7 protein-coding genes and 1 other RNA gene are annotated in these 6,296 nt (G+C 32.4%); 2 read left to right on the plus strand and 6 right to left on the minus strand.

Annotated elements, in window-relative coordinates:
* The 3 genes from ACOYLP_RS10085 to ffs all read right to left on the minus strand — a co-directional run.
* A partial coding sequence (locus ACOYLP_RS10085; RefSeq protein ID WP_422856046.1) for an enolase C-terminal domain-like protein occupies positions 1–704 on the minus strand: 704 nt, incomplete at its 3' end.
* Between the two features lie 75 nt (positions 705–779).
* Positions 780–953, minus strand: coding sequence for a hypothetical protein (locus ACOYLP_RS10090; RefSeq protein ID WP_422856047.1), 174 nt, complete (start codon positions 951–953; stop codon positions 780–782).
* A 49-nt stretch (positions 954–1,002) separates the two neighbouring features.
* An RNA gene (ffs, locus tag ACOYLP_RS10095) (signal recognition particle sRNA small type) lies at positions 1,003–1,100 on the minus strand.
* Between the two features lie 85 nt (positions 1,101–1,185).
* Between ffs and ACOYLP_RS10100 the strand changes: the two genes are divergently transcribed.
* Positions 1,186–2,235, plus strand: coding sequence for a glutaminyl-peptide cyclotransferase (locus tag ACOYLP_RS10100; protein ID WP_422856048.1), 1,050 nt, complete (start codon positions 1,186–1,188; stop codon positions 2,233–2,235).
* A gap of 61 nt (positions 2,236–2,296) precedes the next feature.
* Here ACOYLP_RS10100 and ACOYLP_RS10105 read toward each other — a convergent pair whose 3' ends face one another.
* Together ACOYLP_RS10105 and ACOYLP_RS10110 are read right to left on the minus strand one after the other, a co-directional pair.
* Positions 2,297–2,875 carry a hypothetical protein gene (locus ACOYLP_RS10105; protein ID WP_422856049.1) on the minus strand — a complete coding sequence of 193 codons (579 nt, stop codon included), beginning with the start codon at positions 2,873–2,875 and terminating at the stop codon, positions 2,297–2,299.
* A gap of 118 nt (positions 2,876–2,993) precedes the next feature.
* The gene (locus ACOYLP_RS10110) at positions 2,994–3,719 is read right to left on the minus strand and encodes a bacteriorhodopsin-like (protein WP_422856050.1); all 726 of its coding nucleotides are present in this window, start codon (positions 3,717–3,719) and stop codon (positions 2,994–2,996) included.
* Between the two features lie 112 nt (positions 3,720–3,831).
* Here ACOYLP_RS10110 and ACOYLP_RS10115 point away from each other — a divergent pair, with 112 nt between their 5' ends.
* Entirely contained in the window at positions 3,832–4,716 is an 885-nt protein-coding gene (locus ACOYLP_RS10115; RefSeq protein WP_422856051.1) for a Brp/Blh family beta-carotene 15,15'-dioxygenase, read from the plus strand.
* A gap of 117 nt (positions 4,717–4,833) precedes the next feature.
* Here ACOYLP_RS10115 and dnaK read toward each other — a convergent pair.
* Positions 4,834–6,296 (minus strand): molecular chaperone DnaK (dnaK, locus tag ACOYLP_RS10120; protein ID WP_422856052.1); only part of this gene is annotated, 1,463 nt, incomplete at its 5' end.

Below are 6,296 nucleotides of genomic sequence, written 5' to 3' on the forward strand. Positions count from 1 at the left end.
TTACCATTTACAATTTCGCTCCCATTTGCAATATCATTGGCTATCAAATTGGCACCATCCAAATCGGCATAGTCGCAAAATGGTGCTAAAGCTGCTCCGGCGGAAATACCTATTGTTGATTCAGTCATACAACCCATCATGATTTTATAATTTAATTCTTTAGCAACAGAAATCATTTCCATAGCTGGCGTTAGTCCTCCACATTTTAACAGTTTAATATTGATACTTCTATAATGTGGTTTCAATTCCTTTAAAACAGAAACACTTTGACAATCTTCATCAGCCATCCAGTTGGCAAATTTATTGGCATGCAAAACTTGATAGTTATTCGAGTCCGGTTTCATAGGTTGTTCCAAATATGCAAACTTGGAAACTGCTTCATTATTCTCCAACCAATAACAATTTGCCTTGGTAAAACTTCCGTTTGAATCAAGCGTTAGTGATTTATCTAATTGTAATAATTTAGTAATATCTATTTCATCAAAATGATTGCACTTTACTTTAAATTTTGTCCAAGCCGATTTTTCAATTTTCTTGATTTGGTTTTCAACGCTATCAACACTAATTGTTATTGAAGATTCCGGAAGATTAGTAAAATTTATTTTATTGAATTCCAAAAAAGGTTTCTTTTCGAGCTTTCCAAACAAATCCCAATAAGCACAATCTAATGCCGAACGAAGAAAACTAGACAAAGCTAATTGCAAAAGGAGGGTGTAAAAATTGATTGGATGAATTATTCTTTGCTTTTCAATCTGTGACTTTATTTTGGATAAAATAAGCTAAAAATCAACAAGGCTAATGTTATAATAATCGATAGATGTACATTCGCCATAACCTTTACTTTCATTCTTTTGCAATGTTATGATTAAAGCTTCTCTATAGGTATAATTTCCATAAGCATTAGCAAAGGTTTCCTTAAGTTGAAATCGTACTATTTGCCATGATAAAACCATATAGTAAAAAATAAAAAATCCCGATAACTTTCGGGATGCTTTTTGGAAAAAATGGCAAGCGACCTACATCGCACCGCTCAACCACATACCTTTGCTATGTTCCCATCCTGGAGGATTTTGCAGGAGCTGGTCGTGTAGGACTTGCCGTTGCAAATATACAATCTTTTTATTTTTTTGCAAGGATTTAAAAGCTTTATAAATATATTTGTGGGTGAAAAATTAATAATACCAAATGAAACTTTATAACCCATTAATTACCATTTTATTAGCTATAAACATTGCTGCTTGTGGCGATAGTCAAAAAGATAAAGAGAACTATTTCAGCTTTGATGAAAACAACTTAAAACCGATATACCAAGCAACCGATAAAGTTGATTTATCCTTATTGAATACAAAAAACAAAAGCATTGACAGTGTTGCTTATTTTGTTAATGATAAAAGAATTTCATCTGTAAAAGGCAATGGCAAATTCGTTTTGGATTTGAGTGGAAAAAAATTAGGGTACCAAAATATAAAAGCACTGGTTTATTTTGAAGGCGATACAATTTCAGCCAAAACCAGAGTTGAAGTTGCTTCGGGAATTGTTCCTAAATTATTGAAATATACTATTGTAAATACGTACAATCACGATGTGGACGCTTTTACAGAAGGCTTTGAATTTTATAGAGACACATTAGTTGAAAGTACTGGACAAAATGGTAAATCCTATTTTGCTAAAATTGATTATAAAACCGGAAAAGCTTACAAAAAAGTTGACATTGACCAACAATATTTTGGCGAAGGAATTACGGTTATCAATAACAAAATCTATCAGCTAACTTGGCAAAATGAAACGGGTTTTGTTTATGATGCCAATACGTTAAAAATAATAAAAACTTTCAAATATGACAATAAAGTGGAAGGTTGGGGAATGACCAATGATGGCAAAAAGATCTACCATTCGGACGGAACAGAAAAGATTTGGACAATGGATCCTGAAACGCAAAAGCTAACTGATTTTATTAATGTTTATACAAACGATAGTAAAATTAAAAGCATTAACGAATTGGAATGGGTTAACGGAAAAATCTATGGTAATATTTGGCAAAAAGATGCTATAGCAGTAATCAATCCGCAGACAGGAGCAGTTGAGCAAGTACTTGATTTATCAGCATTACGTGCGAAAGTTACCAACAAAGATGCCGAAGTATTAAACGGAATTGCTTACAATAAAAAAACAAATACCATTTTCGTTACTGGTAAAAACTGGGACAAAATGTTTGAGATAAAGGTTAACGAATAATCTTTTTAAACTATCCGAAACAAAAAATCCCGTCTAGTTACAAAAACGAGGAAGGTTTTTTTTATCTCTTTTTGAACTCAATCTTGACTTTGTCGTAAACATAGGTAGTTTGCTGGGTTTTATTCTTCTGATTTACAGACCCATCAGAATTTAAAGTGAATTCAAAACCTTCTCTTCTCACTTTTTCCTGGGTTTCGGAAGCGCCTGTGCCACCTAAAGACACTTTCTCGGTAATATGATTTGTCAATTGGTAGTTCGAATATACTTGTTTTTTGGAAGTTATTTCATAAATAACAGAATGGATTGTGGTCTTGTCTTCTGTCTTATTTGTAGATTTAGTCGTGTTAAGTTCAGTCCATGTAAGTAAATACAATTTAACACCACTTGCTGTAAATGAACTCAATTTGCAATCTTTAGGTGTAAAAGCAGCATCAACATCTTTTACAATTAACATATCACTGGTTTTTCCTTTTTCACTAATGGTAACCTGAAATTTTCCATTTTTAATTTCAACTTGCAGGTTGTCAACCTTAGGTAAGGATGAAGATGAAGATGGTCTTTTGGCAGTACTTATCTTTTTTTGGCTAAAACCATTAAGAGTTAGCAAACCAACACACAAGAATAAAAATATATTTTTCATGACTAAATAAACTAAGTTAAACAGTTAGCCAATGTACAAAATAATTTATTCGGAAATGTTAAATAAAAAAACCGTCAAGTGGTTAAACTTGACGGTTTGGAATTTAAAATATAAAAAATTAGTCGTTTTGAGATTTTACTGCTAAAGAGTAAATAACTAAACCAAAACCAATTTTATTAATAGCATCTGCGATATTGTAAGCAACATCTACATTACCTTTACCCAACATACTTGTATACCATCCTTCAGTACCTAACATATAACCTAAAGGATAAATAGCCCATCCTACCAATACAAACCAACATAAAATTTTGTGAGCTTCTAGAACATTACCACCAGCTGCTTTAGCTAATTTTGATGCTTCACCTAACCAAATTTCATAAACAATTGCGAAGTAAGCGATACCTGAGATTAATCCCCAAATTTGAGCGCTTTCCGGATAAACAGCTTCTCCAAAATAACCCGTTACTAACATGATTACTGAATAGAAAATCATTTTTGATAATAAGCTCTTCTTTGCACCTGCAATTTTAAGTATTAAATAAAACTCAAGACACATTAATGGCACTGTTAAAATCCAATCTACATATCGGAAAAAAGTCGGAGATTCTTCAAAACTAGCCCAATAATCTCTCATGTAAAAATAATGAACTGCTGCAATAAAGGTTATAATACCAGAAACTAATACAGAAGTTCGCCACTTTTTATCAAACTGACTTAATGATAAAAAGAAAAAAGCTGAAGCAGCCATCATAGCCATACAGCCAACAAAAAAAGTAAATCCAACATAATCAGTTGGTAACATTTTCGCAATAAGCGATGAAGAAAATAATAAATTTGTCATAAAAAAAAGTTTAAATTAGTAATTGTTTAACCAAAGCTAATAAAAACTAAACAAAATAAAAAACAAATTGTTTATTTTTTTTTACTTATTTTTAAATAAAATTTAAAATTTTATGCAAAAATATTCAAACTTCGCAATAGTAGCAAGCTTTATAGGATTATGGATAAATTCATTTTTTTCAAATAAGTTTCAATTAATTGTAGGATTTATACTAATACTATCATTCGGAATATTACATGGCGCAAACGATTTAGCTCTGATAAAGAATGTAAATCCTAACAAAAAAGTCCAAAATTTCTATAAAATCTTACTATATTATGTGATAATAGTTATTACAGGCGCTACTCTTTTTTATATTATTCCTTGGTTAGCTTTGACTTTATTTATTATCATTAGTGGCTATCATTTTGGTGAGCAACAGTGGAATGAACAACTAAAAACAGATGCGAAATGGATAAAGTTTATATATGAGATATTATATGGACTCATAATTCTCTTTTTGATTTTTACATTTCATACTACAGAAGTTCAAAAAATAATTATTGCTATCACTAGTATAGTTGTTCCAAATTTTGCTTTTTTACTTATTCTTAAAATCCTATTGAGTCTTTTTGCACTCTTGAGTATCATTTTCTATTTCAAAATTGAAAGATTTAAAAACTACTTCTTTAAAGAACTGTTTTATCTATTTGTGTTTTCAATTATTTTTAAAGTATCCACTCTTATTTGGGGTTTTACATTATACTTTATATTTTGGCACAGTATTCCTTCAATGATGGATCAGATTACTTTTCTTTTTGGTAATGTTAATTTCAATAATTTTAAATTATATTTCCGTTCCGCATTTGTTTATTGGATTGTATCATTATTAGGTATCGCTATTCTTTACTTTATATTTAAAGATCAAAAAATATTTAATGCATTGTTCTTTTCTTTTCTTGCATCAATTACTTTTCCACATGTACTAGTAATAGTAAAGATGTTTGGAAAGAAATGAGAATAAAAAAACCGGATAATTGCTTACCCGGTTTACATTATCTTATTATAATAGGCCTACTCGCCTCCTGGCTCCTTCGCTAAAACAGTTCACTGAACTATTTTTCAACGCTCGAACCTACTTAACCTCTTCGAATTCTACATCTTGTGTATTATCGCCTTGAGCTTCCGTTTGTGGTTGTGCATCTTGAGCCTGACCTGCTTCGCCTTGGGCATACATTGCCTCAGTAGCCGTTTTCCATGCTGCATTCACATTATCAAGACCTTTTTGGATAGCTTCCAAATCTTGATTTTGGTGTGCCATTCTCAATTCGGTCAAAGCTGATTCGATAGCTACTTTATGATCATCAGAAATTTTATCTCCCAATTCTTTCAATTGACTTTCTGTTTGAAAAATCATACTGTCGGCTTCGTTCAATTTTTCTGCTCTTTCTTTTGCTATTCTATCAGCATCAGCATTCATCTCTGCATCTTTTTTCATTCTTTCGATTTCTTCAGCGGTCAAGCCAGATGAAGCTTCGATACGGATATCATGTGATTTCCCTGTCCCTTTATCAGTAGCCGAAACTTTGATGATACCATTAGCATCAATATCAAAAGTAACTTCAATTTGTGGAACACCTCTTGGAGCTGGTGGAATTCCGTCTAAATGGAAACGACCGATAGTTTTGTTGTCAGCAGCCATGGTTCTTTCTCCTTGCAATACATGGATTTCAACACTTGGTTGGTTATCAGCAGCTGTTGAGAATACTTGTGACTTTTTAGTTGGAATCGTTGTATTTGACTCGATTAATTTTGTCATTACATTCCCCATAGTTTCAATACCTAAAGATAAAGGCGTAACGTCAAGCAACAATACATCTTTTACATCTCCGGATAAAACACCACCTTGAATAGCAGCTCCAATCGCAACAACTTCATCAGGGTTCACTCCTTTTGATGCTTTTTTACCAAAGAATTTTTCTACTTCGTCAGCAATTCTTGGCATTCTTGTAGAACCACCAACTAAAATTACTTCGTCGATATCAGAAGTTGACAAACCTGCATCTTTTAATGCTTTAGCAACTGGCTCCATTGAACGTTTAACTAATTTATCAGACAATTGCTCAAATTTAGCTCTAGTTAATTTTTTTACTAAGTGTTTTGGTCCTGAAGCTGTAGCGGTAACGTATGGCAAATTGATTTCTGTTTCAGCAGAAGATGACAATTCGATTTTTGCTTTTTCAGCCGCTTCTTTAATTCTTTGTAATGACATTGGATCTAATCTCAAATCAATTCCTTCTTCTGCTTTGAATTCGTCAGCCAACCAGTCGATTATGGTTTGGTCAAAGTCATCTCCACCTAAGTGAGTGTCACCATTGGTTGACAATACTTCGAAAACTCCGTCTCCTAATTCAAGTATAGAGATATCAAAAGTACCACCACCTAAATCGTAAACTGCGATTTTTTGATCTGTTCCTTTTTTGTCTAACCCGTAAGCTAATGCCGCAGCAGTTGGCTCATTGATGATTCTCATTACTTTAAGACCTGCAATTTCACCAGCTTCTTTTGTTGCCAGACGTTGCGAATCGTTAAAGTAAG

The sequence above is a fragment of the Flavobacterium sp. genome (assembly GCF_049318325.1).
Classification (GTDB): domain Bacteria; phylum Bacteroidota; class Bacteroidia; order Flavobacteriales; family Flavobacteriaceae; genus Flavobacterium.

What these genes read in the sequence shown, in the direction of transcription:
- ACOYLP_RS10105 (WP_422856049.1), bottom strand. Translation starts at nt 2,875, where the DNA reads ATGAAAAATATATTTTTATTCTTGTGTGTTGGTTTGCTAACTCTTAAT.
- ACOYLP_RS10115 (WP_422856051.1), top strand. Translation starts at nt 3,832, where the DNA reads ATGCAAAAATATTCAAACTTCGCAATAGTAGCAAGCTTTATAGGATTA.
- ACOYLP_RS10100 (WP_422856048.1), top strand. Translation starts at nt 1,186, where the DNA reads ATGAAACTTTATAACCCATTAATTACCATTTTATTAGCTATAAACATT.
- ACOYLP_RS10110 (WP_422856050.1), bottom strand. Translation starts at nt 3,719, where the DNA reads ATGACAAATTTATTATTTTCTTCATCGCTTATTGCGAAAATGTTACCA.
- ACOYLP_RS10090 (WP_422856047.1), bottom strand. Translation starts at nt 953, where the DNA reads ATGGTTTTATCATGGCAAATAGTACGATTTCAACTTAAGGAAACCTTT.